The 24,936-nt window shown below is 67.1% G+C and carries 17 protein-coding genes and 2 pseudogenes; 6 read left to right on the forward strand and 13 right to left on the reverse strand.

Annotation, left to right across the window (positions count from 1 at the left end; all coding sequences use genetic code 11):
• Positions 1-22 precede the first annotated feature (22 nt).
• On the reverse strand, positions 23-724 hold the full coding sequence (locus ABZO29_RS13285) for a ribonuclease HII (protein WP_367320398.1): 702 nt from the start codon (positions 722-724) through the stop codon (positions 23-25).
• Positions 725-805: 81 nt separating this feature from the next.
• Positions 806-1,429 (reverse strand): TetR/AcrR family transcriptional regulator, encoded by a 624-nt coding sequence (locus ABZO29_RS13290; protein ID WP_367320399.1) that lies wholly within the window; start codon positions 1,427-1,429, stop codon positions 806-808.
• A 185-nt stretch (positions 1,430-1,614) separates the two neighbouring features.
• Between ABZO29_RS13290 and ABZO29_RS13295 the strand changes: the two are divergent.
• Positions 1,615-2,523: pseudogene (locus ABZO29_RS13295) on the forward strand (MFS transporter); the annotation flags it as partial.
• A gap of 3,003 nt (positions 2,524-5,526) precedes the next feature.
• Positions 5,527-6,162 (forward strand): annotated as a pseudogene (locus tag ABZO29_RS13300) (MFS transporter); the annotation flags it as partial.
• 393 nt (positions 6,163-6,555) lie between these two features.
• Here ABZO29_RS13300 and ABZO29_RS13305 read toward each other — a convergent pair.
• From ABZO29_RS13305 to ABZO29_RS13315, 3 genes are all read right to left on the reverse strand, one after another.
• Positions 6,556-7,461, reverse strand: a complete 906-nt coding sequence (locus tag ABZO29_RS13305; RefSeq protein ID WP_367320400.1) for an ADP-ribosylglycohydrolase family protein — start codon at positions 7,459-7,461, stop codon at positions 6,556-6,558.
• 12 nt (positions 7,462-7,473) lie between these two features.
• Positions 7,474-8,133, reverse strand: coding sequence for a histidine phosphatase family protein (locus ABZO29_RS13310; RefSeq protein WP_367320401.1), 660 nt, complete (start codon positions 8,131-8,133; stop codon positions 7,474-7,476).
• Positions 8,134-8,249: 116 nt separating this feature from the next.
• Complete coding sequence (locus tag ABZO29_RS13315) at positions 8,250-8,855, reverse strand: YdbC family protein (protein WP_367320402.1); 606 nt, start codon at positions 8,853-8,855, stop codon at positions 8,250-8,252.
• A gap of 156 nt (positions 8,856-9,011) precedes the next feature.
• Between ABZO29_RS13315 and ABZO29_RS13320 the strand changes: the two genes are divergently transcribed.
• The gene (locus ABZO29_RS13320) at positions 9,012-9,548 is read left to right on the forward strand and encodes a TerD family protein (protein WP_367320403.1); all 537 of its coding nucleotides are present in this window, start codon (positions 9,012-9,014) and stop codon (positions 9,546-9,548) included.
• Between the two features lie 3 nt (positions 9,549-9,551).
• Here the strand turns inward: ABZO29_RS13320 and ABZO29_RS13325 are convergent, their stop codons facing one another.
• The gene (locus ABZO29_RS13325; RefSeq protein WP_367320404.1) at positions 9,552-9,896 is read right to left on the reverse strand and encodes a DUF2785 domain-containing protein; all 345 of its coding nucleotides are present in this window, start codon (positions 9,894-9,896) and stop codon (positions 9,552-9,554) included.
• A gap of 86 nt (positions 9,897-9,982) precedes the next feature.
• Between ABZO29_RS13325 and ABZO29_RS13330 the strand changes: the two genes are divergently transcribed.
• Complete coding sequence (locus ABZO29_RS13330) at positions 9,983-10,177, forward strand: hypothetical protein (protein ID WP_367320405.1); 195 nt, start codon at positions 9,983-9,985, stop codon at positions 10,175-10,177.
• Between the two features lie 85 nt (positions 10,178-10,262).
• Here the strand turns inward: ABZO29_RS13330 and ABZO29_RS13335 are convergent, their stop codons facing one another.
• The 3 genes from ABZO29_RS13335 to nrdR all read right to left on the reverse strand — a co-directional run bounded on the left by ABZO29_RS13335 (position 10,263) and on the right by nrdR (position 14,769).
• Complete coding sequence (locus ABZO29_RS13335; protein WP_367320406.1) at positions 10,263-10,952, reverse strand: DUF6215 domain-containing protein; 690 nt, start codon at positions 10,950-10,952, stop codon at positions 10,263-10,265.
• 196 nt (positions 10,953-11,148) lie between these two features.
• On the reverse strand, positions 11,149-14,043 hold the full coding sequence (locus ABZO29_RS13340) for a vitamin B12-dependent ribonucleotide reductase (protein ID WP_367320407.1): 2,895 nt from the start codon (positions 14,041-14,043) through the stop codon (positions 11,149-11,151).
• Between the two features lie 165 nt (positions 14,044-14,208).
• Positions 14,209-14,769, reverse strand: coding sequence for a transcriptional regulator NrdR (gene nrdR, locus ABZO29_RS13345; RefSeq protein ID WP_367320408.1), 561 nt, complete (start codon positions 14,767-14,769; stop codon positions 14,209-14,211).
• 585 nt (positions 14,770-15,354) lie between these two features.
• On the opposite strand from nrdR, the gene lexA reads away from it, so the two are divergent.
• Positions 15,355-16,134: a transcriptional repressor LexA gene (gene lexA, locus ABZO29_RS13350; RefSeq protein ID WP_367320409.1), complete on the forward strand. Its 780-nt coding sequence runs from the start codon at positions 15,355-15,357 to the stop codon at positions 16,132-16,134.
• A 103-nt stretch (positions 16,135-16,237) separates the two neighbouring features.
• On the opposite strand, the gene ABZO29_RS13355 is transcribed toward lexA, so the two are convergent.
• From ABZO29_RS13355 to ABZO29_RS13370, 4 genes are all read right to left on the reverse strand, one after another.
• Positions 16,238-18,214, reverse strand: a complete 1,977-nt coding sequence (locus ABZO29_RS13355; protein ID WP_367320410.1) for an ATP-dependent DNA helicase — start codon at positions 18,212-18,214, stop codon at positions 16,238-16,240.
• Positions 18,215-18,550: 336 nt separating this feature from the next.
• Positions 18,551-19,309, reverse strand: a complete 759-nt coding sequence (locus ABZO29_RS13360) for a GNAT family N-acetyltransferase (RefSeq protein ID WP_367320411.1) — start codon at positions 19,307-19,309, stop codon at positions 18,551-18,553.
• 81 nt (positions 19,310-19,390) lie between these two features.
• A complete protein-coding gene (locus ABZO29_RS13365; protein WP_367326122.1) occupies positions 19,391-21,226 on the reverse strand; it encodes an IucA/IucC family siderophore biosynthesis protein in 1,836 nt (611 codons plus the stop codon).
• A 345-nt stretch (positions 21,227-21,571) separates the two neighbouring features.
• Complete coding sequence (locus ABZO29_RS13370) at positions 21,572-23,137, reverse strand: diaminobutyrate--2-oxoglutarate transaminase family protein (protein ID WP_367326123.1); 1,566 nt, start codon at positions 23,135-23,137, stop codon at positions 21,572-21,574.
• Positions 23,138-23,565: 428 nt separating this feature from the next.
• Between ABZO29_RS13370 and ABZO29_RS13375 the strand changes: the two genes are divergently transcribed.
• Positions 23,566-24,783 carry a serine protease gene (locus ABZO29_RS13375; protein ID WP_367320412.1) on the forward strand — a complete coding sequence of 406 codons (1,218 nt, stop codon included), beginning with the start codon at positions 23,566-23,568 and terminating at the stop codon, positions 24,781-24,783.
• Positions 24,784-24,936 lie beyond the last annotated feature (153 nt).

Here is a 24,936-nt window from a genome sequence, read left to right on the forward strand (position 1 = left end):
CACAACAGTGCGAGTGGAATCGTCAGAAGTCGAAGCCGAGCTGACCCTCGATCTCCGGAACGCTTCCGTCCGCCCAGGTGCGGACCTTCTTGAGGTGCCGCCACTGGGGCAGCGCATCAAGATACGCCCACGACAACCGGTGGTACGGGGTGGGGCCCCGCTCCTCCAGTGCGGCCTTGTGCACGGGCGACGGATACCCGGCATTGTCCGCAAAACCGAAGTCTGCATGTTCGATACCCAGTTCGGCCATCATTTTGTCGCGCTGAACCTTGGCGATCACCGAGGCCGCCGCGACCGCCACACACGATCGGTCCCCCTTGATCACCGTACGGACCCGCCAGGGATTACCGAGGTAGTCGTGCTTCCCGTCGAGGATCACCGCATCCGGGCGGACCGGCAGGCTCTCCAGAGCGCGCCCCGCCGCGAGCCGCAGCGAGGCCGTCATCCCCAGATCGTCGATCTCCTCCGGGGAGGCGTGCCCCAGGGCGTAGGACGTCACCCACTTCTGCAGTTCTCCGGCGAGCAGCGTACGCCGTTTGACGGTGAGCAGTTTGGAGTCGGTGAGGCCTTCCGGGGGCCGGCGCAGTCCGGTGACCGCCGCACAGACGGTGACGGGACCGGCCCACGCACCGCGCCCCACCTCGTCGACACCGGCAATGACCTTCGCTCCGGTCGTGGCGCGGAGGGAGCGCTCGACGGTGTGAGTAGGAGGTTCGTACGGCATGGCGCCCTTAGCGTACGCCGCCGGAATCACCCCGCGACACCCTGGTCCGCCAAGCAGGCTCAGGCCCGCCGACGGCTGTACTCACACGCCGCTCGGACGTAGCAGCGGCAACATCAACTGGTCGACCATCTCCTCGAGATCTTGGTCATTCCATTCGCTTGAGCACACTTTCGATCGGTACATCATCATGGCGGGCATGGCGTCAAAAACGTAGCCGTTCGCCGCGTCCGGACGCACCTCGCCTCGCTCTATTCCACGGCCGATGACCTGACGCAGAAGCTGGATCGTCGGCTCCACCACACCCCCGAAGATGACGCCATGAAAGCGCTCCACCTGAGCAGGGTCGCATTCGTGAATGACTGACCGCAGAGCGAAGCCGGGCCGCGAGAACATCGCGTCGCGCGCGTTCCGGCACAGCGCGAGCAGGTCCTCGCGCACGTCGCCCAGATCGGGCGCCTCGTCGAAGCGCGGCAATCCGGCCCGCAACGCGTCTGCGACGAGATCCTCCTTGGACGGCCAGCGGCGGTAGACCGCGGCCTTGCCCGTCTGGGCACCGGCCGCGACTCCTTCCATCGTCAGGCCGTTCCAGCCGACCGTGCTGAGTTGCTCCAGCGCGGCATCGAGAATCGCGCGTTCGAGCACGGCGCCGCGCCGGCGAAGGGAGGCCGTCTGAGCGGGGGCGGCCGTCCAGCGCGAAGTAACCATCTGAGTGTCTCCAGCGAGCAGGGGGGGTGGGATTCCGGGGAGCGGAGAAGGCGCCGCACGGCAGTGGGGGACGCCGCCACACGACGACGGACACAGTGAACGCTTGCGTTCACTACCGGGGACTCACTACCGTTGACGCGACAGTGAACGCGAGCGTTCACTAAAGCCTTTGTGGGGGACCCATAGTGACAACCTCTCAGTTGATTCAGGACCAGAAACCAGGTGCGGCTCGCCGGGAGGGACATCCCGGCATCGCTCTCACCGTCATCGCGGCCTGCCAACTCATGGTGGTACTCGACGCGACGATTGTGAACATCGCGCTCCCGCACATTCAAGACGCGCTCAAGTTCAGCACCACCGACCTCACCTGGGTCGTCAGCGCCTACACCCTCACCTTCGGCGGGCTGCTGCTGCTCGGCGGCCGGGCCGGTGACATCCTGGGCCGGCGCCGGGTCTTCATGACCGGCATCCTGCTGTTCACCTTCGCCTCGCTGCTCGGCGGACTTGCCCAGGAACCCTGGCAGTTGCTCGCGGCGCGCGTCCTTCAGGGCATGGGTGGAGCCATCGCGTCGCCCACCTCGCTGGCGCTCATCACCACCACGTTTCCCGAGGGCCCTGAGCGCAACCGCGCGTTCGGCGTCTTCGCCGCCGTCTCCGCGGGCGGCGGCGCCATCGGCCTGCTCGCCGGCGGCATGCTCACCGAGTGGCTCGACTGGCGGTGGGTGCTCTTCGTCAACGTCCCGATCGGCGTACTGATCGCCGTGCTCACACCGCTGTACATCAGCGAGTCCGAACGACACACCGGCCGCTTCGACATCGCGGGCGCGCTCACTTCGACGGCCGGAATGGCGACCCTCGTCTACGGCTTCATCCGCGCTGCGGACGAGGGTTGGCGGGACAGTCTGACCATCGGGTCCTTCGGCGCCGCAGTGGTCCTGCTGCTGGCCTTCGCGTTCATCGAGACGCGGGCCAAGGAGCCCATCACCCCCCTGCGGATGTTCGCCGACCGCAACCGGTCGGGCACGTATGTGATCATGCTGAGCCTGGCCGCGGCGATGTTCGGCATGTTCTTCTACATCGTGCTCTTCGTGCAGACTGTGTGTGTGTGTGTGTGTGTGTGTGTGTGTGTGTGTGTGTGTGTGTGTGTGTGTGTGTGTGTGTGTGTGTGTGTGTGTGTGTGTGTGTGTGTGTGTGTGTGTGTGTGTGTGTGTGTGTGTGTGTGTGTGTGTGTGTGTGTGTGTGTGTGTGTGTGTGTGTGTGTGTGTGTGTGTGTGTGTGTGTGTGTGTGTGTGTGTGTGTGTGTGTGTGTGTGTGTGTGTGTGTGTGTGTGTGTGTGTGTGTGTGTGTGTGTGTGTGTGTGTGTGTGTGTGTGTGTGTGTGTGTGTGTGTGTGTGTGTGTGTGTGTGTGTGTGTGTGTGTGTGTGTGTGTGTGTGTGTGTGTGTGTGTGTGTGTGTGTGTGTGTGTGTGTGTGTGTGTGTGTGTGTGTGTGTGTGTGTGTGTGTGTGTGTGTGTGTGTGTGTGTGTGTGTGTGTGTGTGTGTGTGTGTGTGTGTGTGTGTGTGTGTGTGTGTGTGTGTGTGTGTGTGTGTGTGTGTGTGTGTGTGTGTGTGTGTGTGTGTGTGTGTGTGTGTGTGTGTGTGTGTGTGTGTGTGTGTGTGTGTGTGTGTGTGTGTGTGTGTGTGTGTGTGTGTGTGTGTGTGTGTGTGTGTGTGTGTGTGTGTGTGTGTGTGTGTGTGTGTGTGTGTGTGTGTGTGTGTGTGGGGGGGGGGGGGGGGGGGGGGGGGGGGGGGGGGGGGGGGGGGGGGGGGGGGGGGGGGGGGGGGGTGTGTGTGTGTGTGTGTGTGTGTGTGTGTGTGTGTGTGTGTGTGTGTGTGTGTGTGTGTGTGTGTGTGTGTGTGTGTGTGTGTGTGTGTGTGTGTGTGTGTGTGTGTGTGTGTGTGTGTGTGTGTGTGTGTGTGTGTGTGTGTGTGTGTGTGTGTGTGTGTGTGTGTGTGTGTGTGTGTGTGTGTGTGTGTGTGTGTGTGTGTGTGTGTGTGTGTGTGTGTGTGTGTGTGTGTGTGTGTGTGTGTGTGTGTGTGTGTGTGTGTGTGTGTGTGTGTGTGTGTGTGTGTGTGTGTGTGTGTGTGTGTGTGTGTGTGTGTGTGTGTGTGTGTGTGTGTGTGTGTGTGTGTGTGTGTGTGTGTGTGTGTGTGTGTGTGTGTGTGTGTGTGTGTGTGTGTGTGTGTGTGTGTGTGTGTGTGTGTGTGTGTGTGTGTGTGTGTGTGTGTGTGTGTGTGTGTGTGTGTGTGTGTGTGTGTGTGTGTGTGTGTGGTGTGTGTGTGTGTGTGTGTGTGTGTGTGTGTGTGTGTGTGTGTGTGTGTGTGTGTGTGTGTGTGTGTGTGTGTGTGTGTGTGTGTGTGTGTGTGTGTGTGTGTGTGTGTGTGTGTGTGTGTGTGTGTGTGTGTGTGTGTGTGTGTGTGTGTGTGTGTGTGTGTGTGTGTGTGTGTGTGTGTGTGTGTGTGTGTGTGTGTGTGTGTGTGTGTGTGTGTGTGTGTGTGTGTGTGTGTGTGTGTGTGTGTGTGTGTGTGTGTGTGTGTGTGTGTGTGTGTGTGTGTGTGTGTGTGTGTGTGTGTGTGTGTGTGTGTGTGTGTGTGTGTGTGTGTGTGTGTGTGTGTGTGTGTGTGTGTGTGTGTGTGTGTGTGTGTGTGTGTGTGTGTGTGTGTGTGTGTGTGTGTGTGTGTGTGTGTGTGTGTGTGTGTGTGTGTGTGTGTGTGTGTGTGTGTGTGTGTGTGTGTGTGTGTGTGTGTGTGTGTGTGTGTGTGTGTGTGTGTGTGTGTGTGTGTGTGTGTGTGTGTGTGTGTGTGTGTGTGTGTGTGTGTGTGTGTGTGTGTGTGTGTGTGTGTGTGTGTGTGTGTGTGTGTGTGTGTGTGTGTGTGTGTGTGTGTGTGTGTGTGTGTGTGTGTGTGTGTGTGTGTGTGTGTGTGTGTGTGTGTGTGTGTGTGTGTGTGTGTGTGTGTGTGTGTGTGTGTGTGTGTGTGTGTGTGTGTGTGTGTGTGTGTGTGTGTGTGTGTGTGTGTGTGTGTGTGTGTGTGTGTGTGTGTGTGTGTGTGTGTGTGTGTGTGTGTGTGTGTGTGTGTGTGTGTGTGTGTGTGTGTGTGTGTGTGTGTGTGTGTGTGTGTGTGTGTGTGTGTGTGTGTGTGTGTGTGTGTGTGTGTGTGTGTGTGTGTGTGTGTGTGTGTGTGTGTGTGTGTGTGTGTGTGTGTGTGTGTGTGTGTGTGTGTGTGTGTGTGTGTGTGTGTGTGTGTGTGGTGTGTGTGTGTGTGTGTGTGTGTGTGTGTGTGTGTGTGTGTGTGTGTGTGTGTGTGTGTGTGTGTGTGTGTGTGTGTGTGTGTGTGTGTGTGTGTGTGTGTGTGTGTGTGTGTGTGTGTGTGTGTGTGTGTGTGTGTGTGTGTGTGTGTGTGTGTGTGTGTGTGTGTGTGTGTGTGTGTGTGTGTGTGTGTGTGTGTGTGTGTGTGTGTGTGTGTGTGTGTGTGTGTGTGTGTGTGTGTGTGTGTGTGTGTGTGTGTGTGTGTGTGTGTGTGTGTGTGTGTGTGTGTGTGTGTGTGTGTGTGTGTGTGTGTGTGTGTGTGTGTGTGTGTGTGTGTGTGTGTGTGTGTGTGTGTGTGTGTGTGTGTGTGTGTGTGTGTGTGTGTGTGTGTGTGTGTGTGTGTGTGTGTGTGTGTGTGTGTGTGTGTGTGTGTGTGTGTGTGTGTGTGTGTGTGTGTGTGTGTGTGTGTGTGTGTGTGTGTGTGTGTGTGTGTGTGTGTGTGTGTGTGTGTGTGTGTGTGTGTGTGTGTGTGTGTGTGTGTGTGTGTGTGTGTGTGTGTGTGTGTGTGTGTGTGTGTGTGTGTGTGTGTGTGTGTGTGTGTGTGTGTGTGTGTGTGTGTGTGTGTGTGTGTGTGTGTGTGTGTGTGTGTGTGTGTGTGTGTGTGTGTGTGTGTGTGTGTGTGTGTGTGTGTGTGTGTGTGTGTGTGTGTGTGTGTGTGTGTGTGTGTGTGTGTGTGTGTGTGTGTGTGTGTGTGTGTGTGTGTGTGTGTGTGTGTGTGTGTGTGTGTGTGTGTGTGTGTGTGTGTGTGTGCGTGCTGGGGTACAGCCCGATCGAGGCCGGTCTCGCCTTTCTGCCGGTGACGATCGTGATCGCGGCCGGAGCAGGGCTGTCGCAGCGCTTCCTGCCGGTGCTCGGGCCCAAGCCCTTCATGCTCACCGGCTCGGCCCTCGCGGTGATCGGGCTTGCCTGGCAGAGCCTCATCAGCTCCGACAGCTCGTATGCCGGCGGAGTGCTGGGACCGATGCTGGTGTTCGGCTTCGGCATGGGCCTCAACTTCGTGACGCTGACGGTCACCGCGGTCTCCGGTGTCGCCCAGCACGAGGCAGGCGCCGCGTCCGGACTGCTCAACGCCACGCAACAGGTGGGTGGTTCGCTCGGGCTGTCCATCCTGACGACGGTGTTCGGCTCTGCCAGCAAGGACGAGGCGGAGAAGCAGCTGCCCGGCTTCCTCGCCGACGGCTCGGCGGAGCAGAAGGCGGAGTTCGCCAGGACGCACCAGCTGCCCGCGCCGTGGGGCCACGAGGTGCTCGCCCAGGGCATCTCGACGGGCTTCGTGGCGGCCGCCGCGATGGCCGTGCTCTCCCTGCTCACCGCCTGGCTGGTGATCCGGGTCCGCAAGAGCGACCTGGAGGCCCTGGCAGGCACCGCCGGCCCTGTGGCCGGCTGACGAGACCGCACCGCGGGCCGGCCCCGACGGCTTGCCGAGGGGCGTCACGGGGGTACGTCCGCGGCGGCGCGGCCGGCTCGCGAAGGACGGCGCACGATCCGGGAGAAACCGCGTATGGCCGGACCCCGTCCGGGGGACCGACGGCGAGGACGCCGGTCCGGCCATACGCATCCGGCGCACCGGATGCGCTCCTGCGCAGCCCGCTGAGGCCAAGACCAGCACAACAACCGCCAGAACCAGCGCCAACCCCATGACCACGACCACCCCCTGCACCCCTGCGCGCCATACATCCGCGCGCCCACTCGTCACACGACGGACGACCGAACAACGCGCAGGCGGTCACGCAGAGTTCCCGACATGCACAGAGAGTTTCCAGCAGTGGGGGCAGCCGCGTCACACGGACGTCGGCATCCACCCCGGCAGCGCCTCCGTGCGCTCCACCCAGGCGGCGGGCGGCGTCCCCGCCTTGCCGCAGGCGAGCACCCCGCCGACGATGGCGCACGTCGTGTCCACGTCCCCGCCGACCTGTGCGGTCGTCCAGAACGCCTCCTCGTAGTCACCGAGGGCCCTCGCGGCCGACCAGAGGGCGAAGGGCACGGTGTCGTGGGCGGTCGTACGGCGCCCGCAGCCCAGTACGGCAGCGACTGTGCTCGCATCGTCGAAGTCGAGCATGTCCCGGGCGCGGCGCAGGCCCGCGCCGACGGCGCCCTTGGGAACGAGGGCGACTACACCGTCGAGGAGCGCCCCGGCGCTGGGCGGGCCACCGGGGGCCGCCGCCAGCGCGGCGGCAGCGGCGACGGCCATGGCGCCGGCCACGGCCTCGCGGTGCTGATGGGTGGGGTAGGCCGAAATCTCCGCCTGATGGGTCGCCTGCTCCGGGTCGTCCGCGTACCAGGCGCCCAGGGGGGCGATCCGCATCGCGGCACCGTTGCCCCAGGACCCCTGCCCGTTGAAGAGCGCGGCAGCCAGCTCGCGCCAGTCGCCGCCTTCCCGGACCAGCCGCAGCAGCCGGTTGACCGCGGGACCGTACCCGCGGTCGAAGTCGTGGTGCGTCGCGAAGGAGCGGGCCAGTGCGTCCTGGTCGATGCGGTGGTGGGTGGCCAGGACCGCGACCACGGAGCAGGCCATCTCCGTGTCGTCCGTCCACTGCCAGGTGCCCGCCGGCAGCTCGCGGCGCTTGAGCAGCGGGTAATGCGCGGGGACGAAGAACTGTGAGCCCAGGGCGTCGCCCACCGCCAAGCCGCGCAGGCTCGCCAGGGCGCGGTCCAGGCGCCCGCCGGGTGTGGAGTCAGCGGTCATCGCCCTGCCACTCTATTCAGTGCTCCCATACGATTCCGGATCCCGCCATCGTTCGAACGGCCGGTCAAGCGTGTACTTGCCGTCGTCCCCGAGAACGAGCATCCGCATCTCGGCGTTCCCGGGGTTGGACAGAGACTCGAATTCCGCGACCGTCCAGTGGAACCAGCGCATGCAGAACAGGCGCATGGCGAGGCCATGGGTCACCAGGAGCACGTTCGGCGGATGGTCGGGGGCCTCGAAGCTGCGGAACAGGCTCTCCAGGAAGTTTCCGACCCGGTCGTACACGTCCGCCCCGCTCTCGCCCTGGGCGAAGCGGTAGAAGAAGTGCCCGTAGGCGTCCCGGTAGGCCTTCTGCAGGGTCACGTCGTCGCGGTCCTGCCAGTTCCCCCAGTCCTGCTCTCGCAGCCGGGGCTCCTCGCGCACACGTATGAGTTCCGGGTCGAGGTGGAAGGCGCGCAGGGTCTCGTGCGTACGGCGGTACGGGGAGACGTACACGCTCACCCGCTCGCGGCCGAACAGCTCCCGCAGCGTCTTGCCGGTCTCCTCGGCCTGCTGCCAGCCCCGCTCGGTAAGTGCCAGAGCGTGGTCGGGCTCACGCTCGTACACGGTGTCATCAACATTGCCCGTTGACTCCCCGTGTCGGACAAGGACGATGCGCCGTGGTCGTGCCATGCCGAAACCCTAGATCGAGTTGCCGGTCGTCGAGGACTCCCACGGGCTCCATACGGCGTAGGTCACACAGTTCCTGCACCACAGGTCACGCCAGGCGCACTGTCGACGCGCCGGGGTCAGACCGTCCAGACCGGTTCCAGCTCCACGATGTCCCCCGTCAGCGACGCGACGTCCGCCTCGGTCTGGGCCCGCAGAGCGAGCCGTTCCACCCGCTCGGTGCGGTACTTGCCGTGCTCGGCCGCCGAGCGCCACATCGACAGCACGAGGAACTCGTGCCCCGGCGCCTCGGCGAACAGCCCGCGGATCATGCCGGGCGAGCCGGCCATCGCGGGGTTCCAGACCTTCTCCTGCATGAGCGTGAAGTGCTCGGCACGGTCCTCGTGGACCCTGCACAGCGCCACCCGCAGCAGGTCTGTGTCCGTGAAGCGCGGCTCGAAACCGGTCTTCACGTCGAAGCGGTAGTCGAACAGCCGGACCTGGGCGTCCTTGAAGGTGCCCGACTGGGCCGCCGCCAGCCGGTCGTGGGATCGGGCCATGAAGGAGTCGTAGAAGGCACGGCTCTCCCAGAAGGCGAAGACGTGCGCCACGGAGGACTGCCGACGGCTCCAGCCTCCGCCCTGTCCCCGAAACCCCGGCTCCCCCAGAAGCCCCGCCCACTTTCGCTGCCCCCGCTCGAAACCGCGGCGGTCCACCACGGTGCAGCGAATCCACTTGACCAGCACCGCGCCATCGTAAGGCCACCGAGCGTGGCCTTGGTCACCCTCCGGCCCGGAGCACCCGCACGCGCGCCGCCACGCGCGTGGCAGGATGGACAACCGGCTCTGACATACGGGCAGTTGGAGCCGCAGAGAACGGGGACACGGGGAAGGGTGGCGGTCGTGAACGGTCTCAGCAAGGGGATCCGCAAGGTCGAGATCGCGTTGAAATGGGACCCCAGTCCGATGGGGCAGCATCCCAGCGACCTGGACATCGTCGCCGCGACGTACCTGGCGGGCGATCCGTACGGAGACCCCGCCTATGTGGTGCACTTCGACAGCCGCTCCCCCGACGGCACCATCTATCTCAACCGGGACAGCAAGGACGGCAAGGGCTTCGGCTGGGACGAGGTCATGACGGCCGAGCTCGAGCGGCTCGACAGCCGGTACGCGCGCGTGGTGGTCGGCGTCGTCATACAGCAGCAGCGTTCCACGCTCCGGACCTTCGTCGGCGTGATCAACCCGGCCTTCCGGATCCGCGAGGGCTACACCGTCCTGGCCGAGGACGACTTCGGCGGTGTCCTCGGCGCGACGGCGGCGACGATAGCCGAGTTCGTGCGCGAGCCCTCCGGCGGATGGACCTTCCACCCCGGTGTGCAGGGCTTCGAGGACGATCCGGTGACCTTCACGAGGACGATGGGCAGCGCACGGCAGCCCTGACCCTCAGCCCGTAAAGGGCGCAACGATCACGAGCGTCGCGGCGAGGGCGTCCAGCACCGGGCCGCGGTGGGTGAGCGGACGTGCCGGTTCGTCGGTGTTGAGCGCGTAGGCGATGCGGTCGTCCTCCTGGGCGTCGAAGAGGTGATCGGTGGGGGCCAGCAGCCGGGCGACCGCCAACTCGGCGAGTGGTACGAGGTCCTGGCCGGGGAGCCGGGACCGGGCCGCCAGGGGGTCGGCCCCGTGTGCTGCGGCGTGCAGCCAGCCGAGTTCGGGGTCGTGGCCACGCAGGTCCCGCTCCATCGGATACCAGTCGGAGAAGGCACGTACCAGTCGGAGAAGGCACGCCACCACTCCTGACGCCTGTCGCCCGCCTCGGCGATCCGCGCCAGGATCAGCGGCGCGAAGGTGCGGGCCTGGAGCGCGGGATCGGTGAAGTGCGCGGCCACGCGGTCGCCAAGGCCGAGCCGTTCGACCGGGTCCAAGGCGGGTATCCAGCGCGCGGCCGTGACATGGGCCCGGTCGTCGCGCACGACCGGGTCCGCAGAACGAAGATCGACGACGAGGGCCTCGAGCGCTGGGGCGCGGTGCGGCCTCGAGAGGGCGCCGATGTCACCGCCGTACCTCTGTGATGCGTTCAGGATCGGCGGCTACGAGGCTCACGGCGCCAGTGAGCGGAGAACGCCGTGGGACGCCGGTGTGGCACGCGGCCTCTCGTCAGCCCGCGGTCCAGCCCGGGATCGTCGGCAGCACCTTCTCCGCGACGCGGAGCAGGGCCGCGTCATCGGGCAGTACGTCGTCCTGGCGCCAGATGGAGATCTCGAAGTAGTCGCCGCCGTCATTCGCGCTCCTGGAGACCACCAGGCTGCGGGCGATACCGCCGGGGCCGGCGTCGGCCTTTCCGCCGTTGAGGTCGAAGGTGAGGGCGATGGTCCGGTTCGAGTAGAGAACTGCCGGGTGTCCCAGGACCGTCTTCGGCTGCACCGTATCGCCCAGGAGGTCGGTCAGGTCTGCGACCGAGTAATCGTCGTAGGAGGCCGAAAGCTTCACGGAGTAGGTCTTCAGCGTGACCTCGGCCGCGGGGGTGGTGAACTTGGTTCCGCCGGCGAGGGTGGTCGTATTTTCGCTCCCTCCGGCGGTCTCTGCCTGCTCTGTCGGCGTTCCGAGGATGGTCGGCAGGTCCGGACGGTTCAGCGCCGTGCACAGCTGATCTCCGGAAACGCGTTTCGACGGCGTGGCATGGTGTGTGCTCGAGCAGGTGGCCGGCTCACTGACATCAGCATTCTGCGGAAAGACTTCCCCAAGTCCCCACAGGCCACCGGCAAGGCCGGCGACCACGACCACGGCCGCCACAGCCTGGGCCCCCGCTCTTATGCCGTTCTCGGAATCGGCGAAATCGTCGACCATGTCCCCCATACCCCCCTGCCGTACACGCCTGTTGCGCGCTGGGGAGCCTAACCGGCGATCGCTGCGCAGGGAAACAGAGATTCTTCCCGGCTGCCGGACACTCGGGGCCGGACGTGGCCGACAACACGCCCAGGGCGGTGGAGCCCGCAAGCTCCACCGCCCTGGGCAGCCGGTTCATGTCCGGCAGGGGCCGAGATCAGCTGCAGCCGCTGGTCGAACCGCACCCCTCGCAGATGTAGCAGGACCCGGCCCGCTGCATCTTCGTACCGCAGGAGAAGCACAGCGGGGCGTCGGCCTGGATGCCCAGCTGCATCTCCACCAGCTCGGCGCTGGTGTGTGCCTGCTTCGGGGCGGGCTTGGCCGCCTCGGAGTCGGCCTTCGGCGTGGCGACCGCCTTCAGCTCCTGGGCGCGCGGCGCCGACTGGGCCAGACCCTCGACGTCGACATCGTCATCGTCGATGGACTGCTCGTACGAGCCGGTCTCCAGGTGACGCTGGCGCTCCTCGGCGGAGTGGATACCGAGCGCCGAGCGCGTCTCGAAGGGCAGGAAGTCCAGCGCGAGGCGGCGGAAGATGTAGTCGACGATCGACTGTGCCATCCGCACGTCGGGGTCGTCCGTCATGCCGGCCGGCTCGAAGCGCATGTTGGTGAACTTCGAGACGTACGTCTCCAGCGGCACGCCGTACTGGAGGCCGACCGAGACGGCGATGGAGAAGGCGTCCATCATGCCCGCGAGGGTCGAGCCCTGCTTGGACATCTTCAGGAAGACCTCACCGAGACCGTCGTCCGGGTAGGAGTTGGCGGTCATGTAGCCCTCGGCGCCGCCCACCGTGAAGGACGTCGTGATGCCGGGACGGCCCTTGGGCAGGCGCTTGCGGACGGGGCGGTACTCGACGACCTTCTCGACCTTGGTCTCGACGGCGACGGGCTCGTCGGCCTTCTCCTCCTTGGTGTCCTTCGTCTTGGCGGAGAGCGGCTGGCCGACCTTGCAGTTGTCGCGGTAGATCGCGAGCGCCTTGACGCCCAGCTTCCAGGCCTCGAAGTAGATCTCCTCGACCTCCTCGACGGTCGCCGTCTCCGGCATGTTGACCGTCTTGGAGATGGCGCCGGAGATCCACGGCTGGATCGCGGCCATCATGCGGACGTGGCCCATCGGGGAGATGGCGCGCTCGCCCATGGCGCAGTCGAACACCTCGTAGTGCTCGTGCTTCAGACCGGGGGCGTCGATCACGTTGCCGTGGTCGGCGATGTGGGCGACGATCGCCTCGATCTGCTCCTCCTGGTAGCCCAGGCGGCGCAGGGCCTGCGGGACGGTGCCGTTGACGATCTGCATCGAGCCGCCGCCGACCAGCTTCTTGAACTTGACCAGGGCGAGGTCGGGCTCGACACCGGTGGTGTCGCAGGACATCGCGAGGCCGATGGTGCCGGTCGGGGCGAGCACGGACGCCTGGGCGTTACGGAAACCGTTCTTCTCACCGAGACGCAGCACGTCCTGCCAGGCCTCCGTGGCCGCGGCCCACACCGGCGAGTCCAGGTCGTCCATGTGGACGGCCGTGCCGTTGGCGTCGGCGTGCTGCTTCATGACGCGGTTGTGGGCGTCCGCGTTGCGGGCGTAGCCGTCGTACGGGCCGACGACCGCGGCCAGTTCGGCGGAACGGCGGTAGGCCGTACCCGTCATCAGGGAGGTGATGGCGCCGGCCAGGGCGCGGCCGCCGTCGGAGTCGTACGCGTGACCCGTGGCCATCAGCAGGGCGCCGAGGTTGGCGTAGCCGATGCCGAGCTGACGGAACGCGCGCGTGTTCTCGCCGATCTTCTGGGTCGGGAAGTCCGCGAAGCAGATGGAGATGTCCATCGCGGTGATGACGAGCTCGACGACCTTCTGGAAGCGCTCGGCCTCGAAGGACTGCTTGCCCTTGCCGTCGTCCTGGAGGAACTTCATCAGGTTCAGCGAGGCCAGGTTGCAGGACGTGTTGTCCAGGTGCATGTACTCGCTGCACGGGTTCGACGCGGTGATCCGGCCGGACTCGGGGCAGGTGTGCCAGTTGTTGATGACGCCGTCGTACTGGATGCCGGGGTCGGCACAGGCCCAGGCGGCCTCGGCGATCTTGCGGAAGAGCGCCTTGGCGTCGACCTCCTCGATCACCTCGCCGGTCATCCGGGCGCGCAGGCCGAACTTGCCGCCCTGCTCGACGGCCTGCATGAACTCGTCGTTCACCCGGACCGAGTTGTTGGCGTTCTGGTACTGGACGGACGTGATGTCGTCGCCGCCCAGGTCCATGTCGAAGCCCGCGTCGCGCAGGACGCGGATCTTCTCCTCTTCCTTGACCTTGGTCTCGATGAAGTCCTCGATGTCCGGGTGGTCCACGTCGAGGACGACCATCTTGGCGGCACGGCGGGTGGCGCCACCGGACTTGATGGTGCCGGCGGAGGCGTCGGCGCCACGCATGAAGGAGACCGGGCCGGAGGCGTTGCCGCCCGAGGACAGCAGCTCCTTGGAGGAGCGGATGCGGGAGAGGTTCAGGCCGGCTCCGGAACCGCCCTTGAAGATCATGCCCTCTTCCTTGTACCAGTCGAGGATCGACTCCATGGAGTCGTCGACGGCAAGGATGAAGCAGGCGGAGACCTGCTGCGGCTGGGGCGTACCGACGTTGAACCAGACGGGGCTGTTGAAGCTGAAGATCTGGTGCAGGAGGGCGTACGCCAGCTCGTGCTCGAAGATCTCGGCGTCGGCGGGCGAGGCGAAGTACTTGTGGTCCTCGCCGGCCTTCCGGTACGTCTTTACGATGCGGTCGATCAGCTGCTTGAGGCTGACCTCGCGCTGCGGGGTGCCGACGGCGCCCCGGAAGTACTTGCTGGTGACGATGTTGACCGCGTTCACCGACCAGAAGTCGGGGAACTCGACGCCGCGCTGCTCGAAATTGACCGAGCCGTCGCGCCAGTTGGTCATGACGACGTCACGGCGCTCCCAGGCCACCTCGTCGTACGGGTGCACGCCGGGGGTGGTGTGGATGCGCTCGATACGCAGTCCCTTGGTCGCCTTGGTGCCCTTGGCGCGGGAACTCCGTGCCGGACCGCTCGCCGTCTCTGTCATGCCGCCTCCCTGTACGGGCTAAAACGCCCTGAAGTGCCCCGATGTTCCCCGTGGCACGTGTTCTGTCTGGTGTTGCGGGCTCTGCTCGCCGCCGCCCGCAACAGGTCTTCGTCCGCCGCCGCACGACCGGTACCGGAGCCTGGAGGTCCGGGTCCGGCCCGCCTGTCAGCCGGCGGCGCCTGCGGGCTGGGGAACCTGAGCAGTCCCCCCGGGCCCACTGTCGTCTTCCTGGCCCCCCGCTCCCGTGTCCTCGCGGTCTTCGTCGTCCGCGACGGGGCGTTCCGTCTGTTCCCTGAGTTCCGCGATGGCGGCCTCGAAGTCCTCGAGCGAGTCGAACGCCCGGTAGACGGAGGCGAATCGCAGATACGCGACGAGGTCGAGCTCCTGCAACGGGCCGAGTATGGCCAGCCCCACGTCATGGGTGGTCAGCTCGGCGCTTCCGGTGGCCCGCACCGCCTCCTCGACCCGCTGGCCGAGCTGGGCGAGTGCGTCCTCGGTGACAGGCCGCCCCTGGCATGCCTTGCGCACACCGTTGATGACCTTGGTACGGCTGAAGGGCTCCGTGACTCCGGACCGCTTGACCACCATGAGCGAGCACGTCTCCACGGTCGTGAAACGACGGGAGCAGTCCGGACACTGGCGGCGCCTGCGGATCGACGTGCCGTCATCGGTCGTACGACTGTCGACGACGCGGCTGTCGGGGTGCCTGCAGAAGGGGCAATGCATGGATCCCAACCCTCCTCACAGCAGACTCAATAGCCTCGCTGGGCCTCATGAGCCCCTCGAAGCAGCCCCAAGCATAGGCGATCTCCGAGGCCGCGAAGACCCGGGGGACCACAACTTCTGGGCCGCTACTGCAATCCAACCACTAGATGTGGGGCTTGGCTCATACATGCACACCGCCCGCGCGTGTCGCGCACGTCCTGGCATGTGCCACACGGCCGCGACGCCGCTCCGGACGCACAGGGCCCCGCCCGATACGGGGACGCGCAGCCGTATCGGGGCGGCGCATACGGAGATACCGTGGGCGCCACAGGGAGGAGCGGTGGGACTCCCGCACAGAGCGGGGGTCGTTTCCCGATTGACGGGATACCGGATGGCAGACTGGGGCAACGACCCAAGAGGTCATCGACCCCGGCGGTGAAGGGTACAACAATGGACCCTTTTGCCCGTCGGGTGCCGCGTCAGCCATACACCCAGACAAATGATCACGTCAGGCGAATCGCGTTTTTTCACTCGAACGTGTGTTTGGCGCAACCTTTCGAAAGCAACTACCGTTGTCCAGCAGGGAGACCATCGAGAGGGGCCGACGTGACCACCACCGCAGACAGTGCCACCATCACTGCCCAGGACCGCTCCCAGGGCCGACTCGAGCCGGTGCATGCGATGAACGAAGCCATGAATCCCGAGGGGCCCAAGCGCTCCCTGCCGGGCCGACCTCCAGGCATCCGTGCGGACAGCTCGGGACTCACCGACCGCCAGCGCCGGGTGATCGAGGTCATCAGGGACTCCGTGCAGCGGCGCGGCTACCCGCCGTCCATGCGGGAGATCGGGCAGGCGGTCGGCCTGTCCAGCACTTCCTCCGTCGCCCACCAGCTGATGGCGCTCGAGCGCAAGGGCTTCCTGCGCCGAGACCCGCACCGGCCGCGCGCGTACGAGGTGCGGGGCTCCGACCAGGCCGCCTCAGTACAGCCCACGGACACCGCGGGCAAGCCCGCCGCGTCGTACGTCCCGCTGGTCGGCCGCATCGCCGCCGGTGGCCCGATCCTCGCCGAGGAGTCGGTCGAGGACGTCTTCCCCCTCCCGCGGCAGCTGGTCGGTGACGGTGAGCTGTTCGTCCTCAAGATCGTCGGCGACTCGATGATCGAGGCCGCGATCTGCGACGGCGACTGGGTCACGGTCCGCCGCCAGCCTGTCGCCGAGAACGGCGACATCGTGGCCGCGATGCTCGAAGGCGAGGCCACCGTCAAGCGCTTCAAGCGTGAGGACGGCCATGTGTGGCTGCTGCCGCACAACGCGGCGTACGAGCCGATCCCCGGCGACGACGCGACCATTCTCGGCAAGGTGGTGGCGGTACTGCGCCGCGTCTGAGAACACCGGCGGGCGGGCCTCACCGACCCGCCCTCTGACTGGGCCCCGGGATCCCTGCGCCGGTTCCGGGGCCCTGTGCTGTGTCAGGGCTGAAAGCGGGCCATCACTCTGCTTCCGTCTGCCTCGCCGCCTGGTCGATCGCCGCCAGCGACTTGCGCACCTGGTTACGGTCCGTGGTGAACCAGAAGTCGGGCAGTGACGCCTTCAGATAGCTCCCGTAACGGGCCGTGGCCAGACGCTGGTCCAGTACGGCAACCACGCCACGGTCGCCCGACGCGCGTACGAGGCGGCCGGCGCCCTGAGCCATGAGCAGCGCGGCGTGCGTGGCGGCCACGGCCATGAAGCCGTTGCCCCCGGCGTCCTCCACAGCCTTCTGGCGGGCGCTCATCAGCGGATCGTCCGGGCGCGGGAAGGGGATCTTGTCCATGACCACCAGCTGGCAGCTGGGGCCGGGGACATCGACGCCCTGCCAGAGCGACAGCGTGCCGAACAGGCATGTCCGGGGATCCGCCGAGAAGTTCTTGATCAGCTCACCGAGGGTCTCCTCGCCCTGGAGGAGGATCGGGAACTCGGGAATGCGGGTGCGCAGTTCCTCTGCGGCGAGCTGGGCGGCCCGCATGGAGGAGAACAGACCGAGCGTGCGTCCCCCGGCCGCCTGGATCAGCTCCGTCAGCTCGTCCAGCATGTCCGCGCGGTCGCCGTCCCGCGCCGGGCGCGACAGGTGCTTGGCGACATACAGAATGCCCTGCTTGCGGTAGTCGAAGGGCGAGCCGACATCGATGCCCCTCCAGTTCGGCAGGTCGTCGCCCTCCGTGCCTTCGGGGGCGAGGCCCAGAGAGGCGCCCACGCCGTTGAAGTCGCCGCCGAGCTTCAGGGTTGCGGAGGCCAGGATCACGGAGCGGTCCGCGAAGAGCTTCTCCCTCAACAGTCCCGAGACGGACATGGGGGCGACGCGCAGGGAGGCTCCGAAGCGGTCGTGGCGCTCGTACCAGACGACGTCCCACTCCGAGCCGTTCACGATGCGTTCCGCCACGTCGTGAACGCTCTCCACGGAGGCCAGTGCCTGCTTGCGGACCGCGTCCTCGTCCTGGACCGACTTGTCGCGCGTCGCGCCGATCGCGGAGATCACGGTGCGGGCGGCATCGCGCAGCGCCATCAGCGCATAGCCGAGATCCTCGGGGATCTCCTCGAGACGGCCCGGCAGAGCGAGTTCCATCAGCCGCTCGAAGCCTTCGGCGGCGGTCTGGAGCTGATCGGCGGCCTTCTCGTTGACGAGCTTCGCGGCCCGGCGCACCGCGCGGTTGACCTGACCGGGAGTGAGCTCCCCCGTCGCCACCCCGGTCACGCGGGACACCAGCTCATGGGCCTCGTCGACGATCAGCACCTCGTGCTGGGGGAGGACCGGGGCGCCTTCGATGGCGTCGATCGCGAGCAGCGCGTGATTGGTGACGACGACCTCGGAGAGCTTGGCCCGCTCCCGGGCCATCTCGGCGAAGCACTCGGCACCGTACGCGCACTTCGACGCGCCCAGGCACTCCCGGGAGGAGACGGACACCTGGGCCCAGGCGCGATCCGACACACCGGGCGTCAGATCGTCGCGGTCGCCGGACTCGGTCTCGTCCGCCCAGTTATGCATGCGCAGCAGGTCCTGGCCGAGCTTGCTGGTGGGGGCGGCCGCCTCGAACTGGTCGAAGAGCCCCTCTTCCTCGTCCTGCGGCATTCCCTCGTGCAGGCGGTGCAGGCACAGGTAGTTCGACCTGCCCTTGAGCATCGCGAACTCGGGGCGGCGGCGCAGCAGAGGGTGCAGCGCGTCGACCGTGCGGGGCAGGTCGCGCTCCACGAGCTGGCGCTGCAGTGCGAGGGTGGCGGTCGCGATGACGACGCGCTCCCCGTGCGCGAGCGCGGGCACGAGATAGCCGAGCGACTTTCCGGTGCCGGTGCCGGCCTGGACCAGCAGATGCGAGCTGTCGTCGATCGCCTCCGCGACGGCTTCGGCCATGGCCACCTGGCCGGGGCGCTCCGTGCCGCCGACAGCAGTGACGGCAGCGTGCAGGAGTTCGGGGAGTGAGGGCTTCGTCATAGCGCGTCCACCCTACGGCCCGGCACTGACAATCGGGCGATCAAGACGGAGGCGAGGGGTGCGATCAAGACCGTGCGGCTCTCGGGTGGGGACGGGACGGGGGCGGCGGGGGTGCGGATGGGGATCGATGACGGTCGGCTTGGGAGTCGGATCCGACCGGCTGGGATCGGAGATGGTTCGAGTGGGGCTCCGGCTCGGGCGTAAGTGCGAAGCGCCGCCGACCAGGTTGATCTCACCGCGTCTGATGGGTCACGCGGCCTGAAAAAAGCTCCGGCGCAAGTGGGAACCGGATCGGCTCGAGCGGTGTACCAGAAGTGACGACGCAACTGCAGGGCGTCACAGCAGATGGCGCACGGACCGGTCTCGGACCATGAGGGCCGCCCGCTTGGCGGGCAGGTCGACCTCGGCGGAGAACCGGAAACCGGCGCCCAGGAATGCGGCTACGGAAGGGGTGTTGCGAATGTCGGGTTCAGCGACGACACGTGCACAGGCGGTCCGCTTGTCCAGCGCGAGATCGGCAACGGCTCTCAGCAGGATGCTCCCGAGCCCTTGCCCACGGTCGGCGACACCGCCGATGAGGAGGTGGATCCCGGTGTCGTGAGGTCGAGCGGGATAGCGGCGGGCCAGCGGGTCGAGATCTGCCCGGTAGATCTCCCAGTAGCTCATCGGGGTGCCCTCCAGGACCCCGAGGCACGGAACACTGCGTCCGTCGGCCGCGAGCTGGGAACGGAGATGGTCCTCGGTCACATCCTGGGGACCTGCCAATTCCCAGAACGCTGCGACGGCTGGGTCGTTCATCCACCGGCTGATCAGTGGAAGGTCCCGCTCGACGCGGACGGGGACGAGGTGGAACACGCCTGCGGGCGTGACGGTCGGCCCCCAGTCACCGACGCGATCGAGCAGGTCGTCACTGTTCGGCGTGGGGCAGAGGGTCGGTGCCGACGCCGTGCCCCGGCCTCGTCCCCGGCCTGCCTCGGTTTCCTCCTCCGCGTCCGCTTCCGCAACGAGCGCGAAGAAGCCGTCCGGCAGACGCAGATCCAGCGTGTCCTCACTGCTCGCACCGCACGTGCGGGCACCGGCGTCGATGGGCGGCACGGCGCCGCTCCTCTCAAGAGATGGGATGGGGCATGTTCGGCAGAGACGAAGGGAGTTGATGGTGGTCGGGAGCGGCAACCGTCAGGAACGAAGGGGGTTGGCGATGGTGACGTAGAGGGACTGGGTGTCCACCGGGCCGACGAGTTCGTCGAGGCCGTGCAGCCGGGTCAGCAGGTTGGCCTTGCAGCGCAGGACGGGTGAGTCGAGCAGGCGGGCGGGCAGCGAGCTGCGCAGCCGGGAAGGGCCGGAGGCGAGCGCTTCGAGGAAGCGGCGGAACGCGGCGAGCAGGAGCAGCTCGTCGGCGAGGCCCTGGGATCCGAATGCGCCGATGAGGCCGAGCACGTTGTTGATCGCGAGGTAGTACGCGAAGCGCTCGTCGGTGACGTCGTCGGAAACGAAGGTGTCGCTGTGTTCACCGATGCCGGGCAGCCGGGCCCCGAGGTCCGCGCGGCGGGACTCGCGGAAGTAGTAACCCTGGTTGTCGCGGTAGCGGCCACCCACGGGCCAGCCGTCCCCGTCCAGCAGGAGCAACGTGTTCTGCTGGTGTGCCTCCAGGGCGATCCCCGCCTCGCCGTCCAGCCACAGCACGGGCCGGACGACCTGCTCGAGGTACCGCAGGAACCACTCGGCGGCGACGGCTCCGAGAGGGCGCCCCGTACCGTCGGCGAGGCGCGTGACGATCTCGGCCAGCCTGGAACGCAGGATGCTCGGCATCGAGGAGGCGGGCCTCTCCTCCGCTCCCGCGCGGTCAACGACGGCGGCACCCGGCCCGTTCCACGGGCGGGGCGAGACAAGTCCGGCGATGCACGAGACGTCGTCGGACGGAGTGAACGGGTTGTGCCGGATCACCACGTCGAGCCCTGTCAGGGGGGCGCCGGCCGGTCCGTCGACGGCCAGCCAGGCGGGGTCTCGGACGATGTCGAAGCCCGGGTGAGCGGCGCGCCACTGCTCGGACAGGCCGGCGCGCAGCAACCGGTGAACCTCGACGCCGCGGTGGAGCTCCTTGCGGAGGTTCTCACGACGGGAGTTGGTGAGGCGCAGGCCGAGGGACAGTTTCAGCATGGCGGGGGCGCCGGATTGGTGGACGGTACGCAGGGAGGAGGTGGGATGCCACGGATCGCCGTACGTGCCGACGTCCCGGAGAAGGCCTGCGTCCAGCAGCGCCGCGACCTCGGGACGCCGGCGGACCTCGCGCAGCTGCCAGGGGTGCAGCGGCAGGGCGGTGTAACCGTCGGGCAGCGGCAGCTCTGGTCCCGCGAGCCGCGCCAGGAGCCGGGGTGCGGAGACGGAGCGTCCGCGCTCGGTCCAGGCCGAGTCGGTGGCGAGGAGGGAAGGTGCGACAGCGATCCAGTGCAGTGGGAAGAAGCCGCGCAACTCGGGTGAGTAAGGCCGCGCTTCGGCGTCGGAGAGGCCCTCGCGGCTCTTCGGGGTCGGGTGCAGTGGGTGCCCGAGGACGAGTGCCTGCTCGGCCGCCAGGAAGAGGTCGGAGCCGTCGGGTTGCTCCCTGCGCTCGCTGATGAAGGTGGCGGTTCGGCGGACGGAGTCGGCCACACGGGCGACGAGGTCGGGGCCGTGGGTGATCCCGGGAGGTGACGTGACCGTGTGGGGTGCTTCCGCGGAGGCACCGGCCGCGGCCCACGCACCGGCGGTCTCGCGGGCGAGCAGGGCCGCGACTGTGACCGCGTCGGCTGGTGGGCATGGTTCGGGGGCGTCGGCCAGAGTCGGGAGGCCGAAGCGGTGCCAGCCCGTCGGGGACCAGTAGTGAACGGGAGCGAGCAGGGCCGTACCACTGGCCGGCAAGGGGATGCGGAGGGTGCCGTTGCCGGGTGCGGGGAGGTCGTTCTCGCGCACCCAGCAGCGCAGCAGGTTCTCGACGGCGGCGGCCTGGGCTGCGATGTGCGGGTCGGGATGTTCCAGGAGGTCGGAGGTGGTGCTGTACGGACGCTCGGCGGTCGCAGACCCGGCGTTGCGCTCGGGGACCGAGGACGGCGCCGGCACCTGCGTGGAGGTGGCGTTCAAGACGGTTCCTAGGGAGGTGGTTCTGGCTCGAGGTCTACGAGGCGGAGTGGGGCTGTGGTGCATGTGTGTGTTCGTGCGTGAGGGGGGCCGGTCCCACGAACGCCGCATATGCAGGGCCGTCGATCTGCGCGAGGCCCTCGGCACACATAGCGCTGTCGGCGGGAATCAAGATCATCGGCCTGTGCCTGGCGAGCGGGAGCGCACGCGGCAACGACCCGCGCCACAGTCCACCCGGCCACCCGCCTACCCGGCGCGCTCCGCGCGGTCGCTGTGTCGGCTCCGCGGTGGGTGGGGCTCGTCGCGTCCCCCGTCGCGGTGAGCGTGGCGACCCGCCTGACCGCGCGCCACCGCCTCCACCGCGTCGGTCAGGCGGTCGAGTACCGCGGCCGCCTGCTCGTCGGTGATGGTCAGCGGCGGCAGGAGCCGTACGACGCTTGCGTGGCGGCCGCCGAGTTCGACGATCAGGCCTCGGCGCAGGCACTCCCGTTGGACGGCGGAGGCGAGTTCGGGGGCCGCCGGGCGGGGAGCGGCGGCAGGAGCCGGCGCCGCAAACCCCACGTCACTGCCGCCTCCGTCCCGGCGCAAGCCGGGACTCCCGGTCCCGGTCTCGGTCCCGTCGCCGCCCGGATCCCGGTTTCCCCCGTCCGTCCCCGGGCCCACCATCCCTGGCTCCGCCTCCGGTTCCACCACTTCGATGCCGATCATCAGCCCCCTCCCCCGCACGTGTCCGACGCACGGGAACTCCTTGGCCAGCTTGTGGAGCTCGGACAGCATGCGGGCGCCCAGCGTCGCCGCCCGTTCGGCGAGGCGATGTTCGCGGACGTAGGCGAGGGTGGCCGTGCCGGCGGCCATGGCGAGTTGGTTGCCGCGGAACGTTCCGGCGTGGGCGCCGGGCTGCCAGACGTCGAGGTCTTCGTGGTAGACCACGACGGCCAGGGGCAGGCTGCCGCCGATGGCTTTCGAGAGAACCATCACATCGGGGGTGATGCCGCTGTGTTCCACCGCCCAGAAGGTGCCTGTCCTGCCGACTCCCGTCTGGATCTCGTCCGCGATCAGCGGGATGGACCGGTCGGCTGTGATCTGCCGCATGCGCCGCATCCAGGCGTCCGGTGCGGGGATCACCCCGCCCTCGCCCTGGACGGGTTCGAGGATCACTCCTGCGGGTTGCCGTACTCCGGACTTGGGGTCGTCGAGGACGGACTCGGTCCAGCGGGCGGCGAGTTCGGCGCCGCGTTCGCCGCCGACGCCGAACGGACAGCGGTAGTCCTGAGGATAGGGCAGGCGCGCGACCCGTACGTCGAAGGCGTCCCCGGATGCTTCCAGGGCGCCGGTGGTCATGCCGTGGTAGGCACCGGTGAAAGCGAGGGTTCCGGTGCGGCCGGTCGCGGCACGTACGAGCTTGAGCGCTGCCTCCACGGCGTCCGTGCCGGCGGGCCCGCAGAACTGCACACGCGCGCGGTCGGCGAGACCGGGCGGCAGGGTGTGGAACAGTTCGGTGACGAAGGCGTCCTTGACGGGGGTGGCCAGGTCGAGGACGTGCAGCGGAGCGCCCGAGTCGAGGACCTTGCGGATCGCCTCGAGGACGACGGGGTGGTTGTGGCCGAGGGCGAGGGTTCCGGCGCCGGAGAGACAGTCCAGGTAGCGGCGGCCGTCGGCGCCCTCGATGGTCAACCCGCGGGCCCGTACCGGCACGATGGGCAGGGAGCGCGCGTACGTGCGTGCGGACGACTCGCGCGCCGACTGGCGCCGCAGGATTCCCTCGTGCGAGGGGCGCGCCCCGGTGCACGCCTCGGCGGCATTGCTCCTCAGGGCGCCGTCCGCAGAGACCCCGACAGGGGCCCGCCCCACGGTCGCCTCCCCGGGCGCAGACTCGGTCACGGCCACAGCTCCCTGTCCTCCCGCTGTTCACAGGCGAGTTGGTTCTCCCCAGGGGTCGGCAGCTCCCGCACTCAACCCGGCTGCCCTTGTCCCGGCACCGGCAGCCGGGCCCCACCGCTACCAACCGCGCACCGGCCACCTGGTTACGGGTTGCCTCAAGATCCTTGCCGTGACGGAACCGTTGCGGTTCCGTGGGAAGTCCCCCACAGCGAACGCATATCGTGTGTTGCCGTTCCCGAAGTTCGTGAGTCCGGTATGAGCTCGGCATGAGATCGGCGTGAGATCGGCGAAATCAGCAGGCGATCGCCGGAGATCACGGACACGGCGCCAAGTCAGTTCACTTCAGGGGGAGTCACACCATGCGATCCATACGGCCGTCGTTCACCGCTCGCCGAGGGAGGAACGCGCGCCGCAGAACCTCCCCCGTTCTGGCCACGTTCGCCCTCGCCTCGGCGCTCGCTCTCACCGCCACCGCCTGCGACTCGGGGGACGGCACCGACACGAACAGCCAGGCCTCTGCCTCCGCGGACGACGGAAAGATCCAGATCCCGTCCGACATCAGGGACAAGCTCAAAGAGCACGGGGTCGACATCGACAAGTGGAAGAACGGCGCCTGGAAGAACTGGGACAAGGACGACTGGCTGCGCGAGGCCCAGGACTTCATCAACCCCATCATCGAGGACCTGTGGGACCCGGACCGGATGCGTGACGCCGAGGACCCGGACAGGGGCGTCGACGACAGCGACCTCTCCGGTGACCAGGGCGTGACCGACCCGACGCCGGACCCGGTGGACGCGAAGGCCGTGCCGGCTACGTACCACGCCAATGCCCCCGAGGCGGGCAAGGTGTTCTTCGACTCCCCCGAAGGCACGATGGTCTGCTCGGCGACGGTCGTGGAGGACCCGGCGCATCCCGGCAAGTCCAACCTGGTGTGGACGGCGGGCCACTGCGTGCACGCCGGGAAGAACGGCGGCTGGTACCGGAACATCGCGTTCGTGCCGTCGTACAACGACTCGGGCAAGCCGGTCGCCGAGCTGGAGAACGTCGCCAAGGAGGAGGTCGCTCCCTACGGCGTCTGGTGGGGCGACTGGGCGCAGACCTCGGACCAGTGGATCGAGCAGGGCGGCCAGACCGGCGGTGACGGCGCCTCGTACGACTTCGCCGTCATCCATGTGACGCCGGAGAAGGGCGGCAACGGCAAGTCCCTGGAGGAGACCGTCGGTTCGGCGCTTCCGGTGGACTTCAAGGCCCCGTCCGTACCGAAGGTGAAGAGCATCACGGCGACCGGCTACCCGGCGGCGGCCCCGTTCGACGGTCAGAAGCTGTACCAGTGCAAGGACAAGCCCGGACGGCTGTCGCTCAACGAGTCGGACCCGACGATGTACCGCATCGGCTGCACCATGACCGGAGGTTCGTCGGGCGGCGGCTGGGTCGCGACGGGCTCGGACGGCAAGCCTGCACTCGTGTCCAACACCTCGATCGGTCCGGTGAGAGCGGGTTGGCTGGCAGGTCCGCGGCTGGGTGATGTCGCCAAGGGCGTGTACGACTCGGTGAGCAAGAAGTTCGCCGGCCAGTAGGCACGGCAACGGTGCGGCGGCGGCGGTGAGGTCCCACAGGAGTCACAGCAATCACAGGAACCACAGGAACCTCACCGCCTCACCCGGTTCGTCCCGAACTCCACGGGCATAGTGGGGTGTTGTCTCGCACAGTTCCAACGGGGGTCCACGCAC

Origin of the sequence: Streptomyces sp. HUAS ZL42, assembly GCF_040782645.1 — a bacterium.
Taxonomy (GTDB): Bacteria; Actinomycetota; Actinomycetes; order Streptomycetales; family Streptomycetaceae; genus Streptomyces.

Excerpts from the sequence above, each read along its gene's own strand:
- ABZO29_RS13340 (WP_367320407.1), bottom strand. The coding sequence starts at position 14,043 with ATGACAGAGACGGCGAGCGGTCCGGCACGGAGTTCCCGCGCCAAGGGC.
- ABZO29_RS13285 (WP_367320398.1), bottom strand. The coding sequence starts at position 724 with ATGCCGTACGAACCTCCTACTCACACCGTCGAGCGCTCCCTCCGCGCC.
- nrdR (WP_367320408.1), bottom strand. The coding sequence starts at position 14,769 with ATGCATTGCCCCTTCTGCAGGCACCCCGACAGCCGCGTCGTCGACAGT.
- ABZO29_RS13375 (WP_367320412.1), top strand. The coding sequence starts at position 23,566 with ATGCGATCCATACGGCCGTCGTTCACCGCTCGCCGAGGGAGGAACGCG.
- ABZO29_RS13305 (WP_367320400.1), bottom strand. The coding sequence starts at position 7,461 with ATGACCGCTGACTCCACACCCGGCGGGCGCCTGGACCGCGCCCTGGCG.
- ABZO29_RS13310 (WP_367320401.1), bottom strand. The coding sequence starts at position 8,133 with ATGGCACGACCACGGCGCATCGTCCTTGTCCGACACGGGGAGTCAACG.
- ABZO29_RS13355 (WP_367320410.1), bottom strand. The coding sequence starts at position 18,214 with ATGACGAAGCCCTCACTCCCCGAACTCCTGCACGCTGCCGTCACTGCT.
- ABZO29_RS13290 (WP_367320399.1), bottom strand. The coding sequence starts at position 1,429 with ATGGTTACTTCGCGCTGGACGGCCGCCCCCGCTCAGACGGCCTCCCTT.
- ABZO29_RS13335 (WP_367320406.1), bottom strand. The coding sequence starts at position 10,952 with ATGGTCGACGATTTCGCCGATTCCGAGAACGGCATAAGAGCGGGGGCC.